Origin of the sequence: Halorubrum tibetense, assembly GCF_042661865.1 — an archaeon.
Classification (GTDB): Archaea; Halobacteriota; Halobacteria; order Halobacteriales; family Haloferacaceae; genus Halorubrum; species Halorubrum tibetense.
This window is the reverse complement of the sequence record NZ_JBHSWW010000636.1, coordinates 1-622: the sequence shown is the minus strand read 5'-3', so window position 1 is coordinate 622 and position 622 is coordinate 1. Positions and strand designations below refer to the sequence as shown.

General features: G+C 71.7%; 1 protein-coding gene and 1 pseudogene. One reads left to right on the top strand and one right to left on the bottom strand.

The window, feature by feature from the left end; genetic code table 11:
* A pseudogene (locus ACFQEU_RS17465) lies at positions 1 to 184 on the top strand (hypothetical protein); the annotation flags it as partial.
* A gap of 42 nt (positions 185 to 226) precedes the next feature.
* Here the strand turns inward: ACFQEU_RS17465 and ACFQEU_RS17460 are convergent.
* Positions 227 to 526 (bottom strand): DUF424 domain-containing protein, encoded by a 300-nt coding sequence (locus ACFQEU_RS17460; RefSeq protein WP_379784214.1) that lies wholly within the window; start codon positions 524 to 526, stop codon positions 227 to 229.
* Positions 527 to 622: the final 96 nt, after the last annotated feature.

The window sequence follows — 622 nt, the reverse complement described above, 5'->3', positions numbered from 1 at the left end:
CGAGACCGCTCCCGTCAACGTAGCGGCGCTCGGGTTCGTTCTCGGCGTGGGCGCGTTCCTCGTCGGGCCGCTCGCGGGCGTCGTTTCCGGGCCACTCGCCCTCGTCGCCGCCGGACTCGTCCTGTTAGCCACCGGCCTCGGGGCCGAACGGGGGCGCCGCGAGGTGCTCGAACGGATCCGATGACCCGGGTCGGCGATTACGTCCAGAGCGGCAGGGCAAGGGAGGTCACAACCAGAGCAGCTGGGCGTGGCGGGTCCCGTCGAACTCCATGACCGTTTCCTCGTCGACGAGACCGGCCTCGACCGCGACGCCGACCGCTTCGGTGCCGACGATATTGCCGACTTGGGCGCGGTGAAGCGCCGCGATGACGGCCTCGGCGTCGGCTTCCTCGGCCTCCGGGCCGCCGTAGAACTCCTCGGAGACAGTGATAGTCGCCCGGCCGTTGTCGTACGTCTCGCCGAGACAGTCGGCATCACAGACGGAGACGAGCCGCCCCTCGGCGGTCTCGCGCTCGCGGAGGAGCATTTAAAAGCCCTCTGGCCCCTCGCCCTGGAGCTCGCGCTCCGGTTCCTCGCGCGCGCCCCGCTGGGACCCACGGCCGCCCCGCCCGTTCCGGCCGCC

Bases quoted from the DNA above. Each gene is read 5' to 3' on its own strand.
- ACFQEU_RS17460 (WP_379784214.1), bottom strand. From the start codon at position 526: ATGCTCCTCCGCGAGCGCGAGACCGCCGAGGGGCGGCTCGTCTCCGTC.